The following is a 23,507-nucleotide window of genomic DNA, read 5'->3' as shown; positions in this document are numbered from 1 at the left end:
GCTCTAAGGGGAGATGACAGCAAGCAAAAAACATATAATTAACATGCTATTAACCTGCAATTAGCTAATTAGCAACTTAAACAAGCCCCTAGAGCAATACCGTTCGGTTAAGGAATTTCTTGGTTAAGGCAGGCAGAGGGAGCAGGGGGAGAAGAGAAGCAGGGGAAGAAAAGAATGCCTGAAGATATACCCTATATACCCTCTTGCCTCAAGAGCTTATCCGAACCGTATTGATGCAACAGGAATGTCAATGCATTCATTGCCTGAATAATCAGTGAGAATGAGGCATTGAAGAAGGTAGGAATTTTATCGTTATCACAGCAATTAATCCTTAGCGATAAAAAACCCTTTCCCTTTTTTCTTTTCCCAAGTTTGGAATTAGATGGTGTTGAGAGTAACAGATAAATTCCAACCTCCTCCCTTCTTCACCATCTCTGTGCTGAGAACACGTTGCCAAGTTAATTCTTTTGTAGTCTTATCCCAATGCCAGCGTAATAAATTAGCGGGTTGACTCTTGACAATTTCTGGTAAACCAATCGCTTTTCTAGGTGCATTAGTAGCTAGTAAAATTGCACTTTCTACGTCACAAATTCCCCACTTCACCAAATTCTGCACTCCCACTAACAAAGGTAAAGTCGTCCCCGACAAAGTGCCATTCGCCAGTCGTGCCGTACCATTTTTAACTTCAATTTGCCGACTATCCCAAGGATACACCCCATCGGGTAGCCCTAAAGGTGAAAGGGCATCACTGACGAGGAACAGCCCTTTTTCGTAATTACTAGCGCGAAGTAAAATTTGCAGCATCGTGGGCGAAACGTGTTCACCATCAGCAATAAAACCACACATTACATTAGGATGGGTAATTGCTGCCCCTAATAATCCTGGTTCGCGGTGATGTAGTGCTGGCATGGCGTTGAAAGCATGAGTTACCATCGTTGCACCCTCCTCAAAGGCACGTTGCGCTTGGGCAGCTGTTGCTTGAGAATGCCCTAAACTGACAGTAATTCCCAGAGAACGCAAATATGGAATGACTTCGCCAGTGGGATCTAACTCCGGTGCTAAGGTGATGATTTTCACAACATGAGCATAATTACCCAAAACCCGCTTTACCTGATCGATTGTTAAGGGTAACAAGTACTCTGCTGGATGTGCGCCGCGCTTTTGGAGATTCAAAAAGGGGCCTTCTAAATGTACTCCAAGAATCCTGGCACCAGCATTTTGAGTGGGAATAACCTCAGCAATAATAGCAAGCGATCGCTGAATATTTGCGACTGAAGTTGTGACAAGTGTAGGTAAAAATCCATCTACCCCAACATCCCACAAAAATTGTGAGATTTTTTGGAGTACATGAGCATTTTCAGCCGTCAATTCGGGAAATGCCAAACCCAACGCACCGTTAATTTGCAAATCAACGCCGCCTAGAGAAATCCAGTCACCACCAACATCTAGTAGGGACGTACATCTGTGCATCCCTACCGTACCCATTGGCAAGATTTCTTCAATTATGCCTTCTTGGTTAACCAAGAGCATCTGCAAATCTTTGTAACCAGGTACTCTAGCATTGATAATATCTACAGGATTTTGTGTTGCTTTGGTCATCACACTGGCTAGGGAATAATTAAACCTGACCCGATTTTAGATGGAACAATCGGCAATTAATCCAAAATCCAAAATCCAAAGTCCAAAATCCAAAATTCTATGACTCCCTTAGTTGGTATTATCATGGGCAGCGATTCCGATTTGCCCACCATGAAGGACGCGATCGCAGTTTGTGAAGAATTTGGTGTTGAAATCGAAGTGGCGATCGTTTCTGCTCATCGTACCCCAGAACGCATGGTGCAATATGCTCAATTTGCACACCAACGCGGTATTAAGGTAATTATTGCTGGTGCTGGTGGTGCAGCACATCTGCCGGGAATGGTAGCCTCTTTAACTCCACTTCCTGTTATTGGTGTTCCTGTACCTACTCGTAACTTACAAGGCGTTGATTCTTTGTATTCTATTTTACAAATGCCTGCGGGTATTCCAGTAGCAACAGTGGCGATCGGTAATGCCAAAAATGCCGGACTTTTAGCAGTACAAATCCTCGCAACTCATCAACCAGAATTGTTAGACAAAGTGCAGCAATATCGCCAAACGTTATGTGAATCAGTAATTGCAAAACAAGCAAAACTAGAAGAATTAGGCTATGAGCAATATTTACAGCAAATGTTTTAAGATTAGTGTCATATTGCTCACTTGAAGCAGATTCTTTATTTTTAGGGATCATTTGGAATATCTCAGCTTTCAATTCTAAGATTGAAGCGATCGCTCCAGAATCAATGAGCATTCTGAAGTATCTTGATCCTGAGGCCGTAGTCAAAAATTGAGAGCGACAACATCCATGTGTCAATTGCTCGGAATGAATTGCAATGTTCCAACGGATATTTGCTTTTCTTTTGAAGGGTTTTCTGCACGGGGAGGAAAAACGGATGATCATAGCGATGGTTGGGGCATTGCTTTCTTTGAAGGAAAGGGATGTCGAATGTTTTTAGACGCTCAACCTTCTGTTGCTTCTCCTATCGCAGAGTTTGTGCGGAGTTATCCCATCCACTCAACCCATGTTATTGCCCATATCCGTAAAGCTACTCAGGGTGAAGTTGCCTTACACAACTGTCATCCTTTCCGCAGAGAATTGTGGGGTCAATATTGGGTGTTTGCCCACAACGGTAATTTGCCAAATTTTGAACCAGAAAATTTGGGATTTTATCAAGCCGTAGGTGATACAGATAGCGAAAAAGCATTCTGTATGATCTTAGAAACATTGCGATCGCGCTTTCCTGGAGGTAAGCCTGACATAAAGGAACTGTACCCTGTGTTGCAAGAAATTACTGCTGTAATTGCAAACGTGGGTATATTTAATTACTTATTATCAGATGGAGTCCACTTTTTTGCTTATTGTTCAACCAAACTCAGCTACATTGTCCGCCAAGCGCCTTTTGCAGCTGCCCATTTAATTGACCAAGACATGACTGTAGATTTTCGGGAGGTGACTACAGAACGCGATCGCGTCGCTGTCATTGCCACCACACCCCTTACTGACAACGAAGTTTGGACACAAATCCAACCTGGAGAATTACTAGTTTTTCAGGATGGACTACCCCTGAAATATGCATTTAGTTAAGAATCTGATCCTGTTGGCGAATTCACAAATTAACCAGAAATTTTCCCATTTAGATATAGATACTTTCTAGATGGGTTTTATTTTTGATAACTTTTTGGTACATACCTCGCCCTTTCTAGGCGAAAAAAACCAATGATATCAGACTAATTCAAACTATGTCAAAAAGTGGGCGTGGTTTCTCTGGGACTAATAACTAAATGAAGCAATTTGCTGGATTTACTAGGTAGCGAATTGTGATGATAAATTGATAGTTAAAAGTAAAAGCATTGTAATTGTTCACAAAACTGCTAAAATCACCATATTCTTGATAAAGAATGTGAGGTTTGTTAGTGTTTGCAACTAGATACATGGAATTATCCAGTATGATAAACACTAATAACTGTATTCCCATCAATTATTTGTAGATTTAGCGGAGGAAATAAAATGAGTTTGTGGCAACGCCCACTAAAAAGGTTACAAGCGATGTCTTATGACAAGCTGCTTCTCTGCGAGACGCTCCGCAAACGCATCTACGTTAAACATAGAACGTATCGGTTCAGACTAAATTCGCTCAAAAGCTTTGTATCACTCTTTTTGGTAGGGACTGTATTGAGTTTGGCGCTTGCCGCCTGCTCTGGTGGAACAGCGAGTAATCCTTCCTCTGAAACCCCTGCTGCCAGCCCTGTGGCAGCAAGTAAAGATAATGTTGAACTAACTCTGGTTTCCTTTGCAGTTACCAAAGCGGCTCACGAAGCAATTATTCCTAAATTTGTAGAACAGTGGAAGAAAGATCATAACCAAACTGTCGTCTTCAAGCAAAGCTATGGCGGATCTGGTTCCCAAACTCGCGCCGTTATCGATGGTTTGGAAGCAGATGTTGTTCACTTGGCACTAGCTGGAGACACCTCAAAGATTGAGAAGGCTGGATTGATTCAGCCAGGATGGGAAAAAGAAGTTCCTAATAATGGGATTGTTTCTAAATCAGTGGCAGCATTAGTCACCCGTCCAGGCAATCCGAAAAACATCAAGACTTGGCAAGATTTATCTAAGGACGGTATCAAACTAATTACTGCTGATCCTAAAACATCAGGAGTTGCTCGCTGGAATTTCTTAGCTCTTTGGAATTCAGTAATTAAAACTGGTGGAGATGATGCTAAAGCGACTGAATTTGTTACCAAAGTGTACAGAAATGTGCCCTTGTTAACTAAAGATGCCCGTGAAGCTACTGATGCCTTTTTTAAGCAGGGTCAAGGTGATGCCCTGATTAACTATGAAAATGAGATTATCTTGGCAGAACAAAAGGGTGAAAAATTAACTGCGATCATCCCTGATGTCAATATATCTATCGATAATCCCATCGCAGTGGTAGATAAAAATGTTGATAAGCACGGTACGCGTGAAGTTGCCGAAGGTTTTGTCAAATATCTATATACTCCAGAGGCTCAACAGGAATTTGCAAAATTGGGATTCCGGCCAGTGGATGATACTTTGACCCTAAGTAAGGAAGTAGCAGACAAATTTCCTAAGGTGAAAACTTTAGGTACAGTTGCAGACTTCGGCGGTTGGGATGGAATCAATCAGAAGTTCTTCGCAGAGGGAGCGATTTTTGACCAGATTCAAGCCAAGAAAAGGTAATTAGTCATTTGTCATTTGTCATTTGTCATTTGTTAATGGTCGGTGAACAAAAAGACCAACTAATGACGAAAAACTTCGGTCTTGCTGAATCGAGGTATAAATCGAGATGTAGAGACGTTGCATTGCAACGTCTCTACAAAGATTTTAAAATGACGCAAAATTATTTTTCATATCCCAATCAGCAACGCCAAAACTTCTTGTGAATTTCAATTTTTGAATTTTTGACTATGACAACTGTATCTCCGTCTCTCGAAGTTGAACGCAAAACACCGTTTTGGAAGAAATTGGGGCGGGTTCCTTGGACTTGGCGAATCACCATAGGATACCTGACAGTGATGTTGTTTATCCCCATAATTGCCATGTTCCTGAAAGCAAGTACGGAACCTCCAGCGAGATTTTGGGCGATCGCAACCAGTGATGTAGCATTAGCAACATACAATGTCACTTTTTTTACAGCAATCTTTGCAGCCTTGCTCAATGGCGTATTTGGTACTCTAATTGCCTGGGTTTTGGTTCGCTACGACTTTCCCTTCAAACGCTTGATTGACGCCACAGTGGATTTACCCTTTGCACTACCAACATCGGTAGCAGGGTTAACATTGGCAACAGTTTACAGCGATAATGGTTGGATAGGTTCGCTACTAGCACCACTGGGAATTAAGGTATCCTTTACCCGCACGGGAGTAGCAGTGGCAATGATATTTATCTCACTACCTTTTATCGTGAGAACTGTGCAACCCGTGCTTCAGGAAATGGAACATGAAATTGAAGAAGCCGCTTGGTGTCTGGGTGCTTCTCAATGGCAGACCTTTTGGAAAGTGATTTTGCCACCTTTATTTCCGACAATTTTAACTGGTGTTGCCTTGGGTTTCTCCCGTGCAGTTGGGGAATATGGTTCGACTGTAATTATCTCTTCCAATACGCCATTCCAAGATTTGATCGCACCTGTGTTGATTTTCCAACGGTTAGAGCAGTATGACTATTCTGGTGCAACAGTAATTGGCATAGTTTTACTATCCATTTCATTGGTACTACTATTGGCAATTAATTTCTTACAAGCATGGGCAAGGCGATATGACAGTAGATAAGCCAAGTTTTCACTCATCTGCATCTGATACAGATATAGCCAAACCGAAAGAGCAGAAGAGTTGGGTACCAATACTTTTAATTGGTATAGCGATCACCTATTTAGCTTTAGTTCAATATATCCCGGCAATTAACGTTTTTGTGCAAGCCTTCAGCAAAGGAACTGGGCCGTTTTTATCCAACCTGTTGCGCCCAGCTTTTCTCCATGCAGCTTGGTTAACACTGTTATTAGCTGTGATTTCTCTACCTTTAAATACGGTATTTGGTTTATGTGCAGCTTGGGCGATCGCTCGTCATAAATTTCCCGGACGCGCTGTAGTTTTGAGCATTATTGACCTGCCCTTTTCCATCTCGCCCGTAGTTGCAGGATTGATGATTGTGCTACTTTACGGTCGCAATGGCTGGTTTGGGCCTTGGCTCCAGGCTCATGATATCAAAATTATCTTTGCCTTTCCAGGTATGGTGCTGGCTACAGCGTTTGTAAGTATGCCCTTTGTGGCGCGGGAAGTAATTCCTGTTTTAGAGGAATTTGGCAAGGATCAAGAAGAAGCTGCTAGAACTTTAGGTGCGAAAGATTGGCAAATATTTTGGCGCGTCACCTTGCCTAGTATCCGTTGGGGTTTACTCTATGGTTTAATTTTGACCAATGCCAGAGCAATGGGTGAATTCGGCGCGGTTTCGGTGGTATCTGGCAACATTGCTGACCAAACCCAGAGCCTACCACTGTTTGTAGAAGACGCTTACAAACAATATGAAACCGAAGCTGCCTTCTCTGCGGCTGTACTGTTAGCGTTGCTAGCAGTAGTAACCTTAGTACTGAAGGAGCTTTTAGAACGGAAAACCCGCATTAAAGATGTTGAATAGAAAAATTAAGAGATTATAGTTATCCTGTGAATAGGATACAAGCAAATCATGGGACATGGTACGATCTACTTAGTACCTATCAGGAAATTACCGCTAAGGTTAAGAGTAGTTCTGTACCAATCCCTATCAGGGATTGAAATAATTCAGATATGGCTACTGACAATACACTTACTAACAAACGGATTCTACTAAGAATTCCCAAAGACTATCACCAGGAACCTGTAATTTCTCGCCTGGTATCTGACTATGGACTGACTGTGAATATCACCGCAGCCATGTTGGGAGCGAATGCTGTCGGTGATGGTTGGTTTGACCTGGAATTACAAGGAACAGATGCACAAATTCAGAGCGGGTTAAGTTATCTCCGCGACTTGGAATTGGAAGTCTGGGATGACACTAAAGCAAGTGATTGGTAAACTCAAAGGCAGGTGAAATTAAATTACTTTGGGCTTACTAACGCTTTTTTATGACTCTCACGAGATAAAAATCAGAAACTAATGTTTGTGATTAGTTTTTATAAATCTAAGCGTAGGTTGGGTTTCACTTTGTTTAACCCAACCTACAAATATTTTATTTTTTCATAGTAATAAAAGAAAATATTTAGCGATCGCTCTCTGGAGAAAAACTTTTTGGTTTACTGATATATGCGATCGCCCACTAGCCAATCAATTACTTTCGATTAAAAAACCTTAAAATTGCGTTTCAAGCTGTGGAAACACTTTAATATTATTACGTCATATATATACTACAGATATAGTGAATTGTCAACAGTAGTGCTATAATACTCCAAATAAACTGAGCATAGTTACGTGCATTTACACATTGCTTTTTTGCAAACTTTGTGATACGTTGCTTTGCATAAGAATAAATGCGTAAAATCGATAGTGTTACCGTAGTTTAATAGAAGCCAGAAATATGAAAATCTCTATGAGGCTGACATTCATGGAAGCACAGTTGAGTTGCAGGGGTACGGCATTAGCAAAATTCTCTGCCGAACCTAAAGATTGCGTAGGCACAGTCCCCTGTAGGCATCGCTATTGGGAATTAATCTGATGTCTCAGAGTAAATCTGTAGAACCCGCTTCAGTCCACAGTCGAATTCTTGTGCCTCAGAGGTATCATAGGCAACCTGTAATTTCTCGACTGGTGTCTCGTTATGATTTAACCGTTAATATCAAAGCCGCATCCTTGATATCTGACAGTGACAGCGATGGCTGGTTTGACTTGGAACTTTCGGGAAATCCTCAAAAACTGACAAATAGTCTAACTTACTTGCAAGGATTGGGAGTGAATTTGCTGGAATTAGCGATCGCTAACCACATTCAACCCAACCAACACTCTTTAACTTTCCCACATCCAGCTAGCATGAGTCCCAAAGACTCTGCATGGCTAAAAAATCAATGGCAAGAACAATTCCAGCAATGGATTTCTCTCGGTCAAACCAGTCGATTGCGCTTGCAAGTGTGCGTCTTAAAATCTTATTACGAAGAACCAGTGATTTCCGAGTTAGTTTCTCGTTATGGACTAACAGTCAATATCACCAGTGCTAGACTCCAACCCGATACCGAAGATGACGGCTGGTTTGATTTGGATTTATGGGGGAGAACAAAGCAACTCTACTCTAGCCTGAGTTATTTAGAAAAACTGGGGCTACCAATTTGGCTAGATTTGTCTAGCGTTTATAGCGATGTATACGACGGGCTACGCCTACGCTAATTCACAAAATAGTCACTACCCAATGGCAGCATTAAATAACCGTCACAATTCCCAAACCAGATTATCACTGGTTTCTTCAGTTTACACAAAAAGCCAAATCACCCAGATTCGGCTGCGGATATATATTCCTAAATGCTATCTGCAAGCGCCTGTGATTTCGCAGTTAATTTCTGCTTACGGCTTGGTAGTTAATATTACTAAAGCTATGCTACAACCAAATACAGATCAAGAAGGATACTTTGACATTGAATTGCGGGGAACAGTGTCACAAATCTCTAGTGGTCTGGCTTACCTGGAATCCCTGAATCTGAGAATTGTGGGTAAGCCGAATGCTGACGGCGATGGCTGGTTTTGCTGAAATAATCTAAATTTCATAGTACCAAATTTCTTCTTCTCGCAGCACAATTCGATGCAAGGAAAGACGAGCAATCAGGCCCTCTTGCTCAAACTGTCCAAGAATACGAGTGATAGTCACACGAGTTGAACCGAGCATTTCCGCCAGGTCTTCGTGAGTCAGACGCATATCTATTAAACGTCCTTTTTCAACTTCTGAACCAAACTTTTTGGATAACCATGCCAATAGCTTGAGCAGCATAGTTTCAACTTTTTTATGGCTACGAATAACCATCAATTCTTGAGCCTGTTGGATATGGGTAAGTAGAGTTTCTGTTAGTTGAGTCCATTCCTCTAGAGGTAAGACCGTCGCCTCTACTTTAGTTAGGCATTCCATTTGGTAAGGATCTAATTTTGACAAAGCCTTACCAACGACATCTCCAGGGCCCCACAATCCCAGCGCGACGGTTGTACCATCTTCCAGATAAGTAAAAGTCCTGATAAAACCCGTTTCAATCTTCCAAAGTCCGTTTTCATGCTCTGGTAAAAATGACCTACGGGCAAAAACTTCTTTAGTATTATTACTTGAGCTAGATAAACTTGTGTACAAAGCTACCATAATATATAAGACTATTCTCCGATAAATTAACCGTAGTATTATATTTATATCAGGTTCTCAGAGGCTATGAATATTTTAAAGAGGGGAGTGGGGAGTGGGGAGTGGGGAATGGGGAGATGAGGGAGATGAGGAGAATTAATAACCAATGCCTAATGCCCAATACCCCATGCCCAATGCCCAATGCCCCATGCCCCATGCCCCACAACCAATGCCCCATGCCCAATGCCCAAAATTAAATTCCCGCACCATCAAGAAAATCTTCAATTATCCCATCAGAATTATTGCTCTTAGGGTTGTCGGTTGGTTCGTTGTCAAGCTCAGTTGGGGACAAACTTGATTCTTGCAACTCCTCGAATTGTTTCTCTAGAGCCTTGACGCGTTCAAATAAAGCGCGGATGACTTCAGCTTCTACGTCGCGTACTTTATCATGATCCAGAACATTGGTAGACGAGTTGTTCTGACGAGTCACGCGCCCTGGAATCCCCACTACAGTAGTGTTACTGGGGACATCTCGCAACACCACAGAACCTGCTCCAATACGGACGCGATCGCCAATTTGAATATTTCCCAAGACCTTTGCACCCGCTCCCACAACTACATGAGAGCCTAAAGTTGGATGGCGTTTGCCGCTTTCTTTCCCAGTCCCGCCAAGGGTAACACCTTGATAGATCAAGGCATAATCGCCCACGATCGCAGTCTCGCCAATCACTACTCCCATCCCGTGGTCTATAAACACTCCCTGGCCAATTAATGCCCCAGGATGAATTTCAATTCCGGTTAAAAACCTACTAATATGAGAGATGAGCCTTGGTATAAAGGGAATACCAATTTTATACAGCCAGTGTGCTAATCGATGAAACACTAAAGCTTGGAGTCCAGGGTAACAGAACAATACTTCTAGCCAGTTACGGGCTGCTGGGTCACGCTCAAAAATGGTTCGCAAATCAGTTAGTAGCATACTCTGTTAAGGTTTTCGTTAGTAAGTGAGGTTCTGAAAACAGAAACTCAGAATAATTCCCACTAAAAGATCAGGTCATTTATAGGAATTGTGTAGGATAATAATCTACGGTAAGCCGATAGGATAGAGTGTTTTTGCGGGTAATAAGTGGGATGCTATCACATTCCACACTTTGAGAAAAATAAATTTCGCTTAAACTGCGAGAAGTCCCCCAATTTACCGTAGTATGTTGAGTACAGCCTTGAATAGCCAAAACTACGCTCTCTTGGATTTGTCTTCCAAAGTGGAATACGCGCTGCTGGCACTCTTAGAACTAGCAAGCCACCACGGGAAAAAGCTTCCTCTAACCATGAGTGAGATCACTGCCAAGCAACCCATACCTGAGCGCTATTTGGAACAAATTTTGACCAACCTCCGGCGTGCTGGTGTGGTGCAGAGTCAACGCGGCTCTAAAGGAGGTTTCGTTTTAGCTCGTGAACCTTGGCAGATTACAATACTTGAAATTGTCACTTTGGTAGAAGGCGAGCGGAAAGAGAAAGATACCTCTGACTCTCCGACTCTGGAAAAGACTCTGGTTTATGAAGTTTGGGAGCAAGCTAACGCTGCCTCAATTGAAGTTTTGGGTCGTTATACACTCCAAGACTTGTGCCAGGAAAGAGAGACTCGCGCACAGCAAAGTCCAATGTATTATATTTAGACACGACGGAGTACCTACATGCGGATAGCCAAAGATATCACAGAGTTAATCGGCCGAACTCCTTTAGTTCAATTAAATAAGATTCCCCAAGCTTCAGGAGCGGTTGCTCAGATTGTGGTGAAGCTAGAAAGCATGAATCCAGCATCTTCTGTCAAAGACAGGATTGGTGCGAGTATGGTGGAAGCGGCGGAGGAAGCAGGCTTGATTCACCCTGGAAAAACTGTTTTAGTAGAGCCGACTTCTGGAAATACAGGAATTGCGCTGGCGATGGTAGCAGCCGCCAAGGGGTACCATCTTATTCTAACAATGCCTGACACAATGAGCCATGAAAGACGATCCATGCTCAAAGCTTATGGCGCTCAACTAGAGTTAACGCCAGGGGTAGAAGGGATGCGAGGAGCGATCGCTCATGCAGAGGAAATTGTCGCTAAAACGTCCAATGCTTATATGTTGCAGCAGTTCCGCAACCCCGCTAACCCGAAAGTTCACGCCCTAACCACGGCAGAAGAAATTTGGGATGATACCGATGGAGAGGTAGATATTCTCGTGGCGGGAGTGGGTACTGGTGGGACGATTACCGGAGTTGCCGAAGTTATTAAAAAACGGAAGCCAAGTTTTCAAGCGATCGCAGTTGAACCAAGCAATAGCCCAGTATTAGCAGGCGGTAAATCAGGGCCTCACAAAATTCAAGGTATTGGCGCGGGATTTGTCCCAGCAATTTACCGTTCAGAATTGGTGGATGAAGTGATTCAGGTAGCGGATGAGCAAGCGATCGCTTACAGCCGTCGTCTAGCAAAAGAAGAAGGATTGCTATCGGGGATTTCTACTGGTGCTGCGTTGTATGCTGCTATTCAAGTAGCACAACGGCCAGAAAATGCAGGTCGCCTAATCGTGATGATACAGCCCAGCTTCGGTGAACGCTACCTCAGTACTTCACTGTTTAAAGACCCAGAGGAGAATGAGTGGTTGAGCAAAGTTTAACTAATTTCAGCAGAAGTCCCACGTCTCACTAGACGGAGCGTGGGATGAATGCGAGTGAGTTGACGACTGTCAGTAGACCGATATTGAGCGTAAGCCAAATCAAGTTCATAATTTTTTGTAGCTATAGCCAAATCAGCGTATACTAAAAGAGTAACACTTATCTAGTCGAACAAGTGAGAACATCCTATCAGTACCGATTAAAACCAACTGCATTGCAAGCTCAGGCTATTGACAACACGTTAGATATGCTGCGTTGCCAGTACAATTATCAACTTGCTCAAAGGTTTGAATGGTACGAGATGAACCGATGTCCAATAGATAGATGTTCTCTAATTGTTTGTCATATTCGAGAACTTAAAGATAAGCCTAATCGCTTTAGTCAACAGGCAACGCTAACCCAGCTAAAGAAAGTCCGTCCTTGGTACAAAAATATTCACTCTCAAGTACTACAGGAAGTACCAAAAAAAGTTGAGATAGCTTTTGACCGATGGCTAAAAGGTGACGCTAATGGTAAGCGTAGCGGTAAGCCTAGATTCAAGGGTAAAGGTCAATATAAGACTTTCACTTATCCACAATTCAAACCGACCTGTACTCAGGCGGTGTAGGTAGGTCACTTGTAAGAATTTAGGAGCAAAGCCGCAGAAGCTCCGCCGAGGCGTCAGAATTCAGGATTGAGAATAGTTAGAGAATCAGAAGAATTTTCAGCGATCGCAATTAATAAGTCGAATGCGAGATGCTATTATAGGCATCTCGTATTTGCATAATTTCTTATTTTTATCTGGCTAGAATCATCAAACGCTCATCACGATCAAGCAATCACATAAAAATCGTTGTTAGTTAGTGACACTCCACCAAATAGTTGTGCAAATTTTACCTGAGTAAACCCACCTCGACTGCCATCTTGGTCAAAGTACAATGCACCTGTAGTGTCATCATAGATAAATCGGTGAGCGATCGTGGTTGCAGATGTTCCAAGGGTAAACTCCCTAGCAGAGAGGAAACCTTTTAATAACCCCCCACCAAAACCAGCAGGCGATACCTGAATAAATTCATTATTTGCGTTGAAGTCATAAATACTATCAACGCCTTCATTATAACTATTGAAAGCAAAGGTATCAGCACCATTTCCTCCATAGAGGGTATCATTACCGTTCCCACCCTTCAGGAAATCACTCCCAGCACCACCCTTGAGAGTGTTATTGCCAGAAGCGCCAGAGGCACTAAGAGAATCATTGCCATTGCCCCCATCCAAGAGATTATCGCCACTTGAATTGTCAATATTCAAGCTATCGTTACCAGCGCCACCGTCGAGGGTGTTATTTCCAGAAGCTTCATAGACGTAGTTATAGATGTCGTTTTCAAGGTAGTAGTTGTAGTAGGAGCGAGAGGCAAAGAGATAATCATTGCCATTGCCCCCATTTAAAAGGTTATCACCTGCTGAACCGTCAACGTTCAAGGTATCGTTACCAGCACCACCGTTTAGCGTGTTATTTCCAAAAGCACCATCATCGTCATTATACAGGCGAGAGAAAAAAAGAGAATCATTACCATCTCCCCCATTTAGAAGGTTATCGCTTCGTGATAGGTTAACATTCAAGGTATCGTCACCAGCACCACCGTTTAGGGTGTTATTTCCAAAAACGCCATCATCGTCGTAATAATACTGGCGAGACACAAAAAGATAATCATTACCATCGCCCCCATTTAGAAGGTTATCGCTTTGTGGTAGGTCAACATTCAAGGTATCGTCACCAGCGCCACCATTTAGGGTGTTATTTCCAGGAACATTATTGAATTCTTGGAAGGATTCAAAGTAGCCATAGACAGAGAGAGAATCATTGCCATCGCCCCCAAAGGCTAGATTATCGCCTGTTCCACCAACAATCAAGGTATCGTTACCATCGCCACCGTTGAGAGTGTTATTACCTGAGGAGTCAAAGAGACTCCCTCTAATTGTGAGGGCATAGGAACTGAGAGAATCATTACCATCGCCCCCAAAGACTAGGTTATCGCCTGTTGAAGATCGAACATCCAAGGTATCGTTACCATCACCACCGTTGAGGGTGTTATTCCCTGAAGTCTCATATCTCTCGAAGTAGTAGTAGTCGTAGTAACCAGAGGCAGAGAGATAATCATTGCCATCGTCCCCAAAAAGTAGGTTATCACCTGTTGAACCGTCAACATTCAAGGTATCGTCACCAGCGCCACCGTTGAGGGTGTTATTCCCTGAAGTAGGATAAAAGCGGTAGCGATAGTTGGAGGAGGCAAAGAGATAATCATTGCCATTGTCCCCAGAGAGTAGGTTATCGCCTGTTGAACTGTCAACATTCAAGGTATCGTTACCATCACCACCGTTGAGGATGTTGTTGCCACTATTATCAATGAGAGTATCATTCCCCAGATCACCAGTGAGAGTATCATTCCCCGTACCACCGCGCAGCAGGTCGTTGCCACTTTTGCCGTTGATGCTGTCATTACCGCCCTGACCATTGATGACATCATTTGAGTTGTCAAAGCCGATGACATAGTTATTCAGGTCGTTAAAAAAGGTAACTGTGTTCTTGTTGAACGGGTTCTCTTGGATGGAGTTGGCATTGACGACATCAAAGCTATCACTGATGCTGGTTTGCCCAGAAAACTGGATATTGCCCAGCGTTGATAGGTTATCTAGGTTTTCCAGGGTAAAGTTTTGCAGGATGACTTTCGTCTCAACGAAATATGGATCGCTAAAGTAAGCCGGATAGTTATCAATCAGATCACCCACCTCTTCAAAGGTAATTTCCAGATTGTTACCATTTTGGATGAGTAGCAGATTTTGGGCAGTTATATCTTGGAATATCAAGGTATCCACTTCGGCAATGACTGGTGCCGAGGGATTTGAGCCTTTACCTACGCCACCGAAATCGGTGATAATATCGATGCCGTCGTACAAGTCATAAACAAATTTATCGTTGCCGCTGCCACCAGTCAGGATATCATTGCCTATATCGCCTTTGATGGTATCGTTTCCCCTGCCACCAGTCACGATATCATTGTCTATACCACCTGTAATGGTATCGTTCCCCCTTAGACCGTCAATTGTATTCTCGTCGGAGTAGTCGCCCACTAGAGTATCATTACCGTTGGTTCCAATGATATTTGCCATAACTTTTACCTACCTGAATCGATTTTTGAGGACACAATTAACTCGCCAAGAGTTGAAGCTTTTAGCAATATGATCAATAAATACAAAATATTTACTTAGATATCTATACTTAAAGAGACATCTTTGCTTAGTCTTCACATTATTGATTGATAAATGTATATAAAAATACTGAACTTTGTATAATCTTCACACTTTTATATTGATGGTAGCGATGCCTGGGTTAGGCTACACCTAAGGGATGATGAAGGTTAAACTATCGCTTCACATCATTTTACAATACCTATTTGGGACGAAAAATATGAATGCGATCGCTCCGGTCTAAATTGGTGTTTCGTTAATCTGAAAATCGCTAGAATTTAAATATCGTGTCAATATTGACTCTAATTGAACTACTCGAATTGGTTTGATAAGATAGTCGTTAGCACCAGCTTGCACAATAGAAAGCTTCTCCTGTGGAAGCTCACTAAAGCCCATCATCACTACCTGCAAATCTGGGAAATAAGGCTCTTGTTTGAGAACATTTAACAAATCCCAGCCACTAGCATTACCTATTAACTGGACATCTAACAAAATTAAATTTGGTTGGAGGTTTTGCACTTGTTCTAAAAAGTTATTTATGTTGTCTATCCACTTAACTTGATAGCCAATTGTCTGGAGATAATCTTGCAATACTATGGCAGCATTTTCTTCTTCTTCCACAAGTAAAATGATTTGATTCTGGGGGGTAGCTGGGGAAGATGTTGTTGCTGTATCTTGCTGTCCTTTATTTTGTTCTGTTTGCATCTCCACTGGATTTGGTAGAAATAGCGTGAACTGACTACCTTCTCCCAAAGTCGATATAACAGTCACATCTCCACCATGCAAACGTGCTAATTTGCGTGTTAACGCTAAACCCAAACCAGTACCTTCATACTGCCTATTTAACCGACTATCAAGTTGTTTAAATGGTTCAAATAAAAATGTAAACTGATTTGAATCTATACCAATTCCAGTATCTGAAACTGTAAATGTTATTCCTTGCGATACATTTTTTACTACTAGCGATACCTGACCGACTGAGGTGAATTTAATCGCATTAGTGAGTAAGTTGAGTAACATTTGCTTAATACGCCGCTCATCACCAATACAAATATTATCTTCTACGTCAATTTTACAGGTGAGTTGCAATCCCTTTTCTAAGGCGCGATCGCGCACTGTCCATATAGCATAATTACATAAATCTGACACTGGCAAAGGTGAGAGTAAAAGTTCCTCTTTATCTGCTTCTATCTTAGATAAATCCAGGATATCGTTAATTAGTGCCAGCAGATGTTCACCACTACTGTATATACAACTTACATATTCGTTCTGCTTTTCATTGAGAGAGCCAACTATTTCTTGTTGCAACAACTGCGACAAACCCATAATTGCATTGAGAGGTGTCCGTAACTCATGGCTCATGGTTGCTAAAAATTCACTTTTTGCCCGACTAGCAGCTTCTGCTGCTTCTTGAGAAACACGAAGTTTCAATTCTGTTTCCTTACGTTCAGTAATGTCCTCAATCATCGCTAGAAAAAACTCAGGTTCACCATTGCTGGCTGGGATAACAGAAACAGAGATATGAGTCCAAACTAAACTACCATTTTGATGCAGGCAGCGTCTCTCCATCTCAATCCGATGTCTTTCGACAAACTGTTCCTGATGTTTGGAGGGTTGGAAGCCTACTCTCGAAGTTCTCTCTAAGTCTGTGTGAATTCCTGACGTCAGTTGTTTGTAAAGTTTTAAATCCCCCCTTTGTGTGCAAATGTAATCTGTAAAGCGCTTGCCGTCTAACTCTTCTCGGCTATATCCTAAAATCTCGCACAGTGCCAGATTAGTATCGACTATCTGCGCTTTCATATCTATAAGTGCAATGCCGATAGAAGAACGCTCAAAAATCGCCCGAAATTGCGCTTCACTCTGTCGCAATGCTTCTTGTGCGAAGTTTCGCTCTTTCGCTTCTATAGCCAGCGTCACAAAATCTGCAATGGAGCCAGCAAAAGTCTCTTCCTCTAAAGTCCATTGGCGTTTTTCGCCTATGTGTTCATGACAGACTACACCTATCAAACAACCCTCTAACCAAATTGGTGCATCCAGCACGGATGTGATGCCCCAAACTGAAAGATAGGACTCGGCTAATTCTTGGGTTCTTTTATCGTTTATGGCATCATCTACGGCAATGGTACGTTCTTCTTCTAAAGCCTGGAAATAAGCTGGATAATTTTTTTCTGAAAGCGAGTTACCAAAGCTATGCTCCTTGGTGCTTACATTATATAAATCGATACATTCAATTTTTGAACGTTCTTGATTATATAACCATACACCAACGCGCTTTACTGAAAGCGTCCGAGCAGCAGCCTTTGTGATTTCCTTTAAAGCTGCATTGAGATCACCTTGCTGAAATGTCTTGCTTCTTGCCAACTGCACCAGCGTCTGACTTTGTTTTCGCCGATGATTTTCTTTGATTTGCAAAGCCTTTTGGGACTGGTTGCGCTCTGTAATATCTCTAGCTGACACCACCTGCATTAGTTGACCTCAAGAAGAAACAATTTTGCCTTGCAGTTTTATGGAAAAAGTAGAACTGTCTTTGTATAACTACAACTACTTAATCTAGTTTTTCATAACCGGAATATATATTTTTTCTAATTAAAATTTCTGATTTTGGATAACAAGTTTTAAACTAAATTTTTATCATCGCTTCTGTTACTTCATACCAGTGATTTTTACCAGGGGAGAATTAGCATTTCAAATAATTTCAATATCAAGTAATTCTACTATAGGAATCCGGTTTGATTTGGAGAAAATATACGTAGGATGTGTTAGCACGGAGAGTACGGCATCAAACCTGTGATAGTAGTGCGTTACGAACTCCGTTCTAACACACTCTACAATACTTAATTTCGTTCAAAAATCAAATAGTAATCCTATATTAAGTAGTATCAGTAGTATAGGATTTTGAATTTGGGTCTAAAGACTGAGGGTTAGGAAAGACTCTTCCAAATACCGAACACTGAGTTTAATTTATTGCTGAGTGTTGACTACTAAAACAAGCTTAATTCTCCTAGAGAAAGATGCCTAATGACTCAAATTTTGCGAAAATTGAAGTAACGGCAGGTTTTGTGGAGGTGGAGCGATGACGGATAGTAATGTGAGAATTGTTTCCCTGATTCCCGGTGGAACAGAGATATTAGCGACACTAGGCTTGGTTGATGCTATTGTGGGGCGATCGCACGAATGCGATTACCCTCCAGAAATCCTCAATCGCCCTATTTGTACCCAAGCACGCTTGAACTCCAATGCCTCTAGCAGCCAAATTCATGATCAAGTGAGCAATTTATTGCAATCTGCTCTTAGTATTTACCAAATCAAAACAGATGTTTTAGAGAAATTGCAGCCTACCCACATTCTCACTCAAGACCAGTGTGATGTTTGTGCTGTCAGCTTACACGATGTTGAAAAGGCAGTTGCTACACTCATTGACAGTAAACCGCAGATTATTTCTTTACAACCCAATCTTCTCCAGGATATTTGGGCTGACATTGAGCGAGTCGGCAACACCTTTAGCGTAGACTCTGTAAAAGTCATAGAAAATTTAGAAGCTCGCGTCAAAATTTGTCAGCATAAAATCCAGGGACTTTCGTTAAATGAACAGCCTACAGTCGCCTGTATCGAGTGGACTGATCCTTTGATGGTAGCCGCCAATTGGATTCCCGAATTAGTTAACTTAGCAGGAGGACAGTCTCTATTTTGTACTACAGGTCAGCCTTCTCCTATTTTGCCGTGGGAAACACTGTTAACAACCAATCCTGATGTAATTGTTTTTATGCCTTGTGGCTTTGATTTAAATCGCACTCGCCAAGAAGCCAATTCATTAACTCAACATTCAGACTGGGAAAAACTGCACGCTACCAAGGCTGGTAGAGTATACATCACTGATGGCAATTCTTACTTTAATCGTCCAGGGCCACGACTGGTAGATTCTCTAGAAATTTTGGCAGAAATTTTGCATCCAGAAATTTTTCAATACGGCTACAAAGGAACCGGTTGGGAGGTTTTGTGAAGAAGAATTCAGGAGTCAGCAGTCAGAATTCAGTATGAATTCGAGTTTGAGTGGGTGATATTATGTCCGCTTGATAGCTTATTAAACCCGGAGAACCCCACTCCGCCAAAGCTTTGCTTTGTCTCCCCTCCCCGCATGTGGGGAGGGGTTCTTTTATTACGGCTAATTTTGCGTAGTTACTTATTAGTTTAAAACCTTGGCGGTTTCCAATTCTACACGAAGAATAATTCTGATTCCTGGATTCTGAATTCTTCTTTAAGGTGTTTGTTCAGAGTCTGCCGATGGTTCATTGTTAAATAACAGCAGGCGTGCAGCAAGGATGGCAAATCCCACAGCAGCGATCGCTTTTAACAAGCGCGTAGGTAATAATTCTGCTACTGCACCTCCTGCTAATGCACCTAAAAGGCTTGTCAACAGCAATGCGCCTGCTGCACCAAAAAATACTGCACGCGGAGAATTACAACGCCCTGAAAGTGCGATCGCCGCTAGCTGACTTTTGTCACCCAATTCTGATAAAAAAACTGTAATAAAGCTCAGTCCTAAAAGATGCCAATCCATATTATTAAGGGGGAGTGGGGAGTGGGAGTCGAGGAGATGAGGGAGCAGGGGAGGCAGGGGGAGAATGACAAATGACTAATGACTAATGACTAGTAAATACATCCCAAAACAGCATTAGGGAAATCACCAACAACATCACACCTGCTGATTTTTCTACAGTTTTTGGGCTGAGTCGGGTGGCTATCCAACTACCTAAAAGCACACCTAATAAGCTGGTGGTTATTAGTGCAGCCGCAGATCCGATAAATACCACCCACGGTGAATGAGATTCTGCACTCATTAACAGCGTGGATAGCTGAGTCTTATCTCCAATTTCTGCTAGAAAAATGGTTATAAAAGTTGTGCCAAAAACTACTAGTGCTGATTGCTGCTTCTGAGGACTATCGGCAACTACAGCCTCAACTGGTTGGGCGATCGCAGGAGTTAAGTTAAAATCATTGCTGTCTTTCAGTTCTAGCTCGATCTCAGTCTGAGATATGCCAGAAATGTCCAAAGGAGCAGAATCAAGTTTCACAGGCAATAGTTTGGTTGCGAGGTTGTTTTCATATTTCTATCATATTCTCAGATTGTTGTAATAAATTGCAATTCTAGATACTAAAACCAGCAGTGGGTGTGTTACAGCCCAACAGTTTGATTGAAGCGTAGTATTTCCAGACTGCGATCGCCGTATACTCCTTCTATTTGCTGGCGACAGCAGTCAATAGCAAAATCGTTGACTTCTTCTGGTTCAACCCCATACATATCTTGAAATACTTCTGATTCCACACGACAAAAACGAGGACGATCTGAGTAAATGCGGCATTCTCGCGTGCTATGGTCGAAGTTAACGCACCATCCGCCTTCGCCTACCATGCTGAGGTAGAGTTCTAGTTCGGGTGGTGAGAGATACTCATCTAAATCTGGACGATCTGCTGGATCGAGATTACAGCAGGCTCCACATTGTTTTACACATTGCCAAGTTGCCATTTTAGATTGGGGAGTAGGGAGATGAGGGAGATGAGGGAGCAGGGGAAGCAGGGGAAGAAGAACTATTGATTCTTGAGCCATGCCCAATGCCCAATGCCCAATGCCCCATTCCCTCATTTTACGTTTTTATGTCTTTTCTTATAATTTTGTTAAGTAAATTAAATCTAACAGGCCATAGCCAGATATGATCGATTGCGGGTTTTGTAATTAAGTTATTGAATTTTTTAAGACTATTGGCAGGAGAAAAGGAAAAATGTTTGACGCTGTGTCTGACTTGTTTAATGCTTTTACCAGTATCAATTGGGAAGTTATTTTCCAATTGTTGTCTGTGGCGCTAATTGTGATTGCTGGCCCAGCAGTAATCTTTGTGCTGGCATTTCGCAACGGCAATCTATAAGAGTTTTGAGTGCTGACTCAGGAGTTAACAGTTAAGAGTTAGGAATGAGAAGTTAATTAAGAATTCATAACTCATAACTCATAACTCATAACTCAGCACTCAATACCGATAATGCCTGAAGGGCAGCTTGAATAATGCTGTCATACTGTGGCTGAGAGATATCAACTTCTTTAGCGTTCTGACGATTAGTGCCTAGTAAACCGATTATATGTCCTGGCTGCATGGCTAAGACTTTGCCCTCAGAGTTTTTAATTCTTAATTCTGCTTCAATACCGTTTTTATAGAAACCACAAGTATAGTGTCGTTGGTTGTATTCAAAAGTGGTGCTTGATGGGGTAGGTGGTGAAGCAAAAACTTGTTGAAGCTGAACTGGCAGTCTGACACCTATTAACTCTAGCTCAATGGTGGTGTTACCGTTAAAGTAATTTTCTCGCAGTTTGTAAGCGACATCCACTCGCGGCGGTAAGCAGAAATAGTCGCCCCAACGCCAAGCGATCGCTTTAATTTTATACTCCTGATTATCAATAGTTTGGGCAATTGTCAGTTTAATGTGGCCTTTCCCGACAATTTTTTGCTCAACCACTTTAACATTAGGTGTCCAAAAAATTGGATCGGGGTTGTCCATACCGCAGGGGTGCAGAGCATTAAGCTGTTGATAAAGCTGCTGATTAATGTGATTGAGGTTGACTTCGGCATCAATTTTGAGCAGAGGCTTGAGATGGTGGGGTTCAAGACAGTGGTTAGCAAACTCAATCAAACGCGATCGCAACATCTCTAAATTCTCTGCTGGTAGAGAGAATCCCCCGGCTGCTTTGTGTCCGCCAAATTTCCCTAGTAAATCGTGACAATATTCCAAAGCTTCAAATACATGAAACTCTGGAATTGAGCGTGCAGAACCGCGTATATGTCCCTCATCCTCATAAGTACCGATGAACACGGGAACGCCGTAGCGTTCTACCAAGCGGGAGGCGACAATGCCAATAACACCATGATGCCAATTTGGTTGAACAACTATTAATACACGGTCATTTTGTAAAGACGCGATATATTGCGTCTCCACATAAGCGATCGCTTCTTGTTCAATTTGCTGACACATCTCCTGGCGACTGGCATTTATTTGTTCACATCGCATTGCAAGTTCCAGCGCCACCCCCATATCATCTGTAGTCAGCAATTCAATTACAGTTTGGGGATTACCAATCCGACCAATAGCATTAATTCGCGGCCCCAAGCGAAACCCGATGTCTTCAGGCTTTAGCGATTTTGGATTTTGAATTTTGGATTTTGGATTATAAATTTTCTCCTCTGCTCCCCTGCTCCCCTGCTCCTCTGCTCCTCCTGCTCCCCTTGCTCCTTCATCTCCCCTTGCTTGTACGCCACCTACCTGAATCAACGCCTGTATACCAGCTAAGTTGGATTTGGGTAAATGCTGTAAACCACGTTTTACCCAACGGCGATTTACACCAGTTAAGGGGGCTAAATCTGCGATCGTTCCTAGCGTAAATAGTGCTAGCATCGGCTGGATCAAGCCCTTAGTCTCCCCTAGCTGTTGTGCTAAAGACACTGCCAAAATGTAGGCAACACCAACACCAGCAACACCCCGATAAGGTGAGGATTCAGCTATTAGTTTAGGATTGAGGATAGCGTTAGCTGGTGGTAATTTTTGGGGTATATCGTGGTGATCGGTGATAATAACTGCAAGACCAAGTTCTCTAGCTCTAGCAACTGGTTCAAACGCAGAGATGCCATTATCTACAGTGAGAATTAATCCCACACCCTCGCTGTGAAATTCTTCAACTATGCGTTTATTGATACCGTAACCTTCGTGCATCCGGCTGGGAATAGCATAATCTACTTGTGCGCCCAAAGTGCGGAGACTACGCAAAAGTAAAGCAGTGCTGGTCATTCCATCAGCATCATAATCACCACAAATAGCAATTTTTGTTTGAGAAGCGATCGCATTTTGCAACAACTCCAAACTAATCGCTAAATCTGGGAAATCTTCTAACGGCGAAGGCAAAACTAAAGACTCTGGATTTAAAAATGCTTGTACCTGTTCTGGTGTTTCCATCCCCCGATTAATCAACAACTGGCTGACAATGGGTGAAATGTTTGTCAAAGCTGCCAGATTTTGGGCAAATTCTGGTTTTTGTGGATAAATTTGCCAGCGCTGATTGGGTAAGCGCCTAGTAGGTTTTGATAGCTCAGATACAGGTCGGTCTAGCACAATACAAGTTAGGAATTAGAAGTTAGGAGTTAGAAGTTATAAATTAGGAGTTTTTAATTAAAAGTTATTTCTTAACTCATAACTCATAACTCCTAACTCCTAACTT

Annotated in this window: 23 protein-coding genes and 1 pseudogene; 13 read left to right on the top strand and 11 right to left on the bottom strand. The window is 42.2% G+C overall.

What is annotated here, in order from left to right; translation table 11 throughout:
* Positions 1-378: 378 nt before the first annotated feature.
* Positions 379-1,599: an N-acetylglucosamine-6-phosphate deacetylase gene (gene nagA, locus CDC33_RS21120; protein WP_109010473.1), complete on the bottom strand. Its 1,221-nt coding sequence runs from the start codon at positions 1,597-1,599 to the stop codon at positions 379-381.
* 99 nt (positions 1,600-1,698) lie between these two features.
* Here nagA and purE point away from each other — a divergent pair, with 99 nt between their 5' ends.
* The 6 genes from purE to CDC33_RS21085 all read left to right on the top strand — a co-directional run bounded on the left by purE (position 1,699) and on the right by CDC33_RS21085 (position 7,143).
* Positions 1,699-2,217: a 5-(carboxyamino)imidazole ribonucleotide mutase gene (gene purE / locus CDC33_RS21115; protein WP_109010472.1), complete on the top strand. Its 519-nt coding sequence runs from the start codon at positions 1,699-1,701 to the stop codon at positions 2,215-2,217.
* A gap of 166 nt (positions 2,218-2,383) precedes the next feature.
* Entirely contained in the window at positions 2,384-3,163 is a 780-nt protein-coding gene (locus tag CDC33_RS21110; RefSeq protein WP_109010471.1) for a class II glutamine amidotransferase, read from the top strand.
* A 423-nt stretch (positions 3,164-3,586) separates the two neighbouring features.
* Entirely contained in the window at positions 3,587-4,777 is a 1,191-nt protein-coding gene (locus CDC33_RS21100; RefSeq protein ID WP_109010468.1) for a sulfate ABC transporter substrate-binding protein, read from the top strand.
* 227 nt (positions 4,778-5,004) lie between these two features.
* Positions 5,005-5,865: a sulfate ABC transporter permease subunit CysT gene (gene cysT, locus CDC33_RS21095; protein WP_109010466.1), complete on the top strand. Its 861-nt coding sequence runs from the start codon at positions 5,005-5,007 to the stop codon at positions 5,863-5,865.
* Positions 5,852-6,727 carry a sulfate ABC transporter permease subunit CysW gene (gene cysW / locus CDC33_RS21090; protein ID WP_109010465.1) on the top strand — a complete coding sequence of 292 codons (876 nt, stop codon included), beginning with the start codon at positions 5,852-5,854 and terminating at the stop codon, positions 6,725-6,727. The genes cysT and cysW overlap by 14 nt, the downstream gene beginning before the upstream one ends.
* 149 nt (positions 6,728-6,876) lie before the next feature.
* Positions 6,877-7,143: an NIL domain-containing protein gene (locus CDC33_RS21085; protein ID WP_109010463.1), complete on the top strand. Its 267-nt coding sequence runs from the start codon at positions 6,877-6,879 to the stop codon at positions 7,141-7,143.
* 471 nt (positions 7,144-7,614) lie between these two features.
* Here the strand turns inward: CDC33_RS21085 and CDC33_RS41360 are convergent, their stop codons facing one another.
* A complete protein-coding gene (locus tag CDC33_RS41360; RefSeq protein WP_280524429.1) occupies positions 7,615-7,743 on the bottom strand; it encodes a hypothetical protein in 129 nt (42 codons plus the stop codon).
* Between the two features lie 36 nt (positions 7,744-7,779).
* Between CDC33_RS41360 and CDC33_RS21080 the strand changes: the two genes are divergently transcribed.
* On the top strand, positions 7,780-8,442 hold the full coding sequence (locus CDC33_RS21080) for an NIL domain-containing protein (RefSeq protein ID WP_109010462.1): 663 nt from the start codon (positions 7,780-7,782) through the stop codon (positions 8,440-8,442).
* Positions 8,414-8,800 (top strand): NIL domain-containing protein, encoded by a 387-nt coding sequence (locus CDC33_RS21075; RefSeq protein ID WP_369694335.1) that lies wholly within the window; start codon positions 8,414-8,416, stop codon positions 8,798-8,800. Before CDC33_RS21080 ends, CDC33_RS21075 begins: the two co-directional genes overlap by 29 nt.
* A 6-nt stretch (positions 8,801-8,806) precedes the next feature.
* Here the strand turns inward: CDC33_RS21075 and CDC33_RS21070 are convergent, their stop codons facing one another.
* Both CDC33_RS21070 and cysE read right to left on the bottom strand, forming a co-directional pair.
* Positions 8,807-9,394: a Crp/Fnr family transcriptional regulator gene (locus CDC33_RS21070; RefSeq protein ID WP_109010458.1), complete on the bottom strand. Its 588-nt coding sequence runs from the start codon at positions 9,392-9,394 to the stop codon at positions 8,807-8,809.
* Between the two features lie 232 nt (positions 9,395-9,626).
* Positions 9,627-10,352, bottom strand: a complete 726-nt coding sequence (cysE, locus tag CDC33_RS21065) for a serine O-acetyltransferase (protein ID WP_109010457.1) — start codon at positions 10,350-10,352, stop codon at positions 9,627-9,629.
* A gap of 226 nt (positions 10,353-10,578) precedes the next feature.
* On the opposite strand from cysE, the gene CDC33_RS21060 reads away from it, so the two are divergent.
* Both CDC33_RS21060 and cysK read left to right on the top strand, forming a co-directional pair.
* Positions 10,579-11,049 (top strand): RrF2 family transcriptional regulator, encoded by a 471-nt coding sequence (locus CDC33_RS21060; RefSeq protein WP_181374095.1) that lies wholly within the window; start codon positions 10,579-10,581, stop codon positions 11,047-11,049.
* Between the two features lie 18 nt (positions 11,050-11,067).
* Complete coding sequence (gene cysK / locus CDC33_RS21055; RefSeq protein ID WP_109010454.1) at positions 11,068-12,030, top strand: cysteine synthase A; 963 nt, start codon at positions 11,068-11,070, stop codon at positions 12,028-12,030.
* On the opposite strand, the gene CDC33_RS41355 is transcribed toward cysK, so the two are convergent.
* On the bottom strand, positions 12,027-12,161 hold the full coding sequence (locus CDC33_RS41355; protein ID WP_280524428.1) for a hypothetical protein: 135 nt from the start codon (positions 12,159-12,161) through the stop codon (positions 12,027-12,029). The two genes, cysK and CDC33_RS41355, sit on opposite strands and share 4 nt — an antisense overlap.
* 42 nt (positions 12,162-12,203) lie before the next feature.
* Between CDC33_RS41355 and CDC33_RS21050 the strand changes: the two are divergent.
* Positions 12,204-12,611 (top strand): annotated as a pseudogene (locus CDC33_RS21050) (RNA-guided endonuclease InsQ/TnpB family protein); the annotation flags it as partial.
* A gap of 227 nt (positions 12,612-12,838) precedes the next feature.
* Here CDC33_RS21050 and CDC33_RS21045 read toward each other — a convergent pair.
* Entirely contained in the window at positions 12,839-15,175 is a 2,337-nt protein-coding gene (locus tag CDC33_RS21045) for a beta strand repeat-containing protein (RefSeq protein WP_109010452.1), read from the bottom strand.
* A gap of 318 nt (positions 15,176-15,493) precedes the next feature.
* On the bottom strand, positions 15,494-17,719 hold the full coding sequence (locus CDC33_RS21040; protein ID WP_109010451.1) for a hybrid sensor histidine kinase/response regulator: 2,226 nt from the start codon (positions 17,717-17,719) through the stop codon (positions 15,494-15,496).
* A gap of 607 nt (positions 17,720-18,326) precedes the next feature.
* Here CDC33_RS21040 and CDC33_RS21035 point away from each other — a divergent pair.
* Entirely contained in the window at positions 18,327-19,253 is a 927-nt protein-coding gene (locus tag CDC33_RS21035; protein ID WP_109010449.1) for a cobalamin-binding protein, read from the top strand.
* A 255-nt stretch (positions 19,254-19,508) separates the two neighbouring features.
* On the opposite strand, the gene CDC33_RS21030 is transcribed toward CDC33_RS21035, so the two are convergent.
* From CDC33_RS21030 to CDC33_RS21020, 3 genes are all read right to left on the bottom strand, one after another.
* Positions 19,509-19,811 carry a TMEM165/GDT1 family protein gene (locus CDC33_RS21030; RefSeq protein WP_109010448.1) on the bottom strand — a complete coding sequence of 101 codons (303 nt, stop codon included), beginning with the start codon at positions 19,809-19,811 and terminating at the stop codon, positions 19,509-19,511.
* Between the two features lie 82 nt (positions 19,812-19,893).
* The gene (locus tag CDC33_RS21025) at positions 19,894-20,325 is read right to left on the bottom strand and encodes a TMEM165/GDT1 family protein (RefSeq protein WP_109010446.1); all 432 of its coding nucleotides are present in this window, start codon (positions 20,323-20,325) and stop codon (positions 19,894-19,896) included.
* 101 nt (positions 20,326-20,426) lie between these two features.
* On the bottom strand, positions 20,427-20,777 hold the full coding sequence (locus CDC33_RS21020) for a YkgJ family cysteine cluster protein (RefSeq protein WP_109010445.1): 351 nt from the start codon (positions 20,775-20,777) through the stop codon (positions 20,427-20,429).
* A 253-nt stretch (positions 20,778-21,030) separates the two neighbouring features.
* Between CDC33_RS21020 and psb30 the strand changes: the two genes are divergently transcribed.
* Entirely contained in the window at positions 21,031-21,174 is a 144-nt protein-coding gene (gene psb30, locus CDC33_RS21010; RefSeq protein WP_069068686.1) for a photosystem II reaction center protein Ycf12/Psb30, read from the top strand.
* Between the two features lie 85 nt (positions 21,175-21,259).
* Here psb30 and CDC33_RS21005 read toward each other — a convergent pair whose 3' ends face one another.
* Entirely contained in the window at positions 21,260-23,401 is a 2,142-nt protein-coding gene (locus tag CDC33_RS21005; protein ID WP_109010443.1) for a single-stranded-DNA-specific exonuclease RecJ, read from the bottom strand.
* Between the last annotated feature and the right edge of the window lie 106 nt (positions 23,402-23,507).

Source organism: Nostoc commune NIES-4072, from assembly GCF_003113895.1.
Lineage (GTDB): Bacteria > Cyanobacteriota > Cyanobacteriia > Cyanobacteriales > Nostocaceae > Nostoc > Nostoc commune.
The sequence above is the reverse complement of the archived record's forward strand: the minus strand, read 5'-3'. Positions and strand labels throughout refer to the sequence as shown.

Excerpts from the sequence above, each read along its gene's own strand:
- cysW (WP_109010465.1), top strand. The coding sequence starts at position 5,852 with ATGACAGTAGATAAGCCAAGTTTTCACTCATCTGCATCTGATACAGAT.
- CDC33_RS21085 (WP_109010463.1), top strand. The coding sequence starts at position 6,877 with ATGGCTACTGACAATACACTTACTAACAAACGGATTCTACTAAGAATT.
- psb30 (WP_069068686.1), top strand. The coding sequence starts at position 21,031 with ATGTTTGACGCTGTGTCTGACTTGTTTAATGCTTTTACCAGTATCAAT.
- CDC33_RS21040 (WP_109010451.1), bottom strand. The coding sequence starts at position 17,719 with ATGCAGGTGGTGTCAGCTAGAGATATTACAGAGCGCAACCAGTCCCAA.
- purE (WP_109010472.1), top strand. The coding sequence starts at position 1,699 with ATGACTCCCTTAGTTGGTATTATCATGGGCAGCGATTCCGATTTGCCC.
- cysK (WP_109010454.1), top strand. The coding sequence starts at position 11,068 with ATGCGGATAGCCAAAGATATCACAGAGTTAATCGGCCGAACTCCTTTA.
- CDC33_RS21060 (WP_181374095.1), top strand. The coding sequence starts at position 10,579 with ATGTTGAGTACAGCCTTGAATAGCCAAAACTACGCTCTCTTGGATTTG.
- CDC33_RS21100 (WP_109010468.1), top strand. The coding sequence starts at position 3,587 with ATGAGTTTGTGGCAACGCCCACTAAAAAGGTTACAAGCGATGTCTTAT.
- CDC33_RS21030 (WP_109010448.1), bottom strand. The coding sequence starts at position 19,811 with ATGGATTGGCATCTTTTAGGACTGAGCTTTATTACAGTTTTTTTATCA.
- CDC33_RS21080 (WP_109010462.1), top strand. The coding sequence starts at position 7,780 with ATGTCTCAGAGTAAATCTGTAGAACCCGCTTCAGTCCACAGTCGAATT.
- cysT (WP_109010466.1), top strand. The coding sequence starts at position 5,005 with ATGACAACTGTATCTCCGTCTCTCGAAGTTGAACGCAAAACACCGTTT.
- CDC33_RS21045 (WP_109010452.1), bottom strand. The coding sequence starts at position 15,175 with ATGGCAAATATCATTGGAACCAACGGTAATGATACTCTAGTGGGCGAC.
- CDC33_RS21035 (WP_109010449.1), top strand. The coding sequence starts at position 18,327 with ATGACGGATAGTAATGTGAGAATTGTTTCCCTGATTCCCGGTGGAACA.
- CDC33_RS21075 (WP_369694335.1), top strand. The coding sequence starts at position 8,414 with ATGTATACGACGGGCTACGCCTACGCTAATTCACAAAATAGTCACTAC.
- nagA (WP_109010473.1), bottom strand. The coding sequence starts at position 1,599 with ATGACCAAAGCAACACAAAATCCTGTAGATATTATCAATGCTAGAGTA.
- CDC33_RS21110 (WP_109010471.1), top strand. The coding sequence starts at position 2,384 with ATGTGTCAATTGCTCGGAATGAATTGCAATGTTCCAACGGATATTTGC.
- CDC33_RS21070 (WP_109010458.1), bottom strand. The coding sequence starts at position 9,394 with ATGGTAGCTTTGTACACAAGTTTATCTAGCTCAAGTAATAATACTAAA.
- CDC33_RS21020 (WP_109010445.1), bottom strand. The coding sequence starts at position 20,777 with ATGGCAACTTGGCAATGTGTAAAACAATGTGGAGCCTGCTGTAATCTC.
- cysE (WP_109010457.1), bottom strand. The coding sequence starts at position 10,352 with ATGCTACTAACTGATTTGCGAACCATTTTTGAGCGTGACCCAGCAGCC.